Genomic DNA, 2,500 nt, shown 5'->3' on the forward strand with positions numbered 1-2,500 from the left:
AACAGGGCGATTCAGTCGCTGGGTGTAGACCCGAAACCAAGTGATCTATCCATGGCCAGGATGAAGGTGCCGTAACAGGTACTGGAGGTCCGAACCGACTAGTGTTGCAAAACTAGCGGATGAGCTGTGGATAGGGGTGAAAGGCTAAACAAACTTGGAAATAGCTGGTTCTCTCCGAAAACTATTTAGGTAGTGCCTCAAGTATTACCGTCGGGGGTAGAGCACTGTTTTGGCTAGGGGGTCATGGCGACTTACCAAACCAAGGCAAACTCCGAATACCGACGAGTACAGCTTGGGAGACAGAGCACCGGGTGCTAACGTCCGGACTCAAGAGGGAAACAACCCAGACCGCCAGCTAAGGTCCCTAAAATTGGCTAAGTGGGAAACGAAGTGGGAAGGCTAAAACAGTCAGGATGTTGGCTTAGAAGCAGCCATCATTTAAAGAAAGCGTAATAGCTCACTGATCGAGTCGTCCTGCGCGGAAGATGTAACGGGGCTAAGCCAGTTACCGAAGCTGCGGATGCACAGCAATGTGCGTGGTAGGAGAGCGTTCTGTAAGCCTGTGAAGGTGTCTTGTAAAGGATGCTGGAGGTATCAGAAGTGCGAATGCTGACATGAGTAGCGTTAAAGGGGGTGAAAAGCCCCCTCGCCGTAAGCGCAAGGTTTCCTACGCAACGTTCATCGGCGTAGGGTGAGTCGGCCCCTAAGGCGAGGCAGAGATGCGTAGCTGATGGGAAACAGGTCAATATTCCTGTACCGATTACAAGTGCGATGTGGGGACGGATCTTAATAGGTTATCCGGGTGTTGGATGTCCCGGTTTAGGCAGAAGTAGGCGATGGGTAGGCAAATCCGCCCGTCATATACCGAGGCTGCCGATCGAGCGAGCTTGCTCGCGAAGTAACTGAACGAGGTCCCAGGAAAAGCCACTAAGCTTCAGCTTGTAATTGACCGTACCGCAAACCGACACTGGTGCGCGAGATGAGTATTCTAAGGCGCTTGAGAGAACTCAGGAGAAGGAACTCGGCAAATTGACACCGTAACTTCGGAAGAAGGTGTGCCCTATTAGCGTGTAGTGAACAACGAAGCGTGAATGGGTTGCAAAAAATAGGTGGCTGCGACTGTTTATTAAAAACACAGCACTCTGCAAACACGAAAGTGGACGTATAGGGTGTGACGCCTGCCCGGTGCTGGAAGATTAATTGATGGGGTGCAAGCTCTTGATCGAAGTCCCAGTAAACGGCGGCCGTAACTATAACGGTCCTAAGGTAGCGAAATTCCTTGTCGGGTAAGTTCCGACCTGCACGAATGGCGTAACGATGGCCACACTGTCTCCTCCTGAGACTCAGCGAAGTTGAAATGTTTGTGATGATGCAATCTCCCCGCGGAAAGACGGAAAGACCCCATGAACCTTTACTGTAGCTTTGTATTGGACTTTGAACAGATCTGTGTAGGATAGGTGGGAGGCTTTGAAGCCCGGTCGCTAGATCGGGTGGAGCCGACGTTGAAATACCACCCTGGTGTGTTTGAGGTTCTAACCTAGGTCCATCATCTGGATCGGGGACAGTGCATGGTAGGCAGTTTGACTGGGGCGGTCTCCTCCCAAAGTGTAACGGAGGAGTTCGAAGGTACGCTAGGTACGGTCGGACATCGTGCTAATAGTGCAATGGCATAAGCGTGCTTAACTGCGAGACTGACAAGTCGAGCAGATGCGAAAGCAGGACATAGTGATCCGGTGGTTCTGTATGGAAGGGCCATCGCTCAACGGATAAAAGGTACTCTGGGGATAACAGGCTGATACCGCCCAAGAGTTCATATCGACGGCGGTGTTTGGCACCTCGATGTCGGCTCATCTCATCCTGGGGCTGTAGCCGGTCCCAAGGGTATGGCTGTTCGCCATTTAAAGAGGTACGTGAGCTGGGTTTAAAACGTCGTGAGACAGTTTGGTCCCTATCTTCCGTGGGCGCTGCAGATTTGAGGAAGCCTGCTCCTAGTACGAGAGGACCGGAGTGGACGCACCTCTGGTGTACCGGTTGTCACGCCAGTGGCATTGCCGGGTAGCTAAGTGCGGAAGAGATAACCGCTGAAAGCATCTAAGCGGGAAACTCGTTCCAAGATGAGATCTGCCGGGGCCTTGAGCCCCCTAAAGAGTCGTTCAAGACCAGGACGTTGATAGGTCGGGTGTGGAAGCGCAGCAATGCGTTAAGCTAACCGATACTAATTGCTCGTGCGGCTTGACCCTATAACTTTGATTCAATATCAAAGTGTCCCAAGTGACATGCAAATGCAACATGTGAACAACACATGCATATGCCACTCGTGGATGCAATCAAAATACACGCTGATCGACACTGCCAAACACAGTGTCAGACTCTATGAATTCGCCCGGCTGCGGTGTCGCAGCCAGGCAACCCTTTATGCCTGACGACCATAGCGAGGTGGTACCACTCCTTCCCATCCCGAACAGGACAGTGAAACGCCTTTGCGCCGATGATAGTGCGG

Annotated in this window: 2 rRNA genes (both running past the window's edge); both read left to right on the forward strand. The window is 52.1% G+C overall.

Going from position 1 to position 2,500, the window contains the following annotated elements:
* A 23S ribosomal RNA gene (locus tag WD026_RS15330) occupies window positions 1-2,240 on the forward strand (it extends 631 nt beyond the left edge of the window).
* A 178-nt stretch (window positions 2,241-2,418) separates the two neighbouring features.
* A 5S ribosomal RNA gene (rrf, locus tag WD026_RS15335) occupies window positions 2,419-2,500 on the forward strand (it continues 31 nt past the right edge of the window).

This window comes from Hydrogenophaga sp. R2, from assembly GCF_049843595.1.
GTDB lineage: Bacteria > Pseudomonadota > Gammaproteobacteria > Burkholderiales > Burkholderiaceae_C > Hydrogenophaga.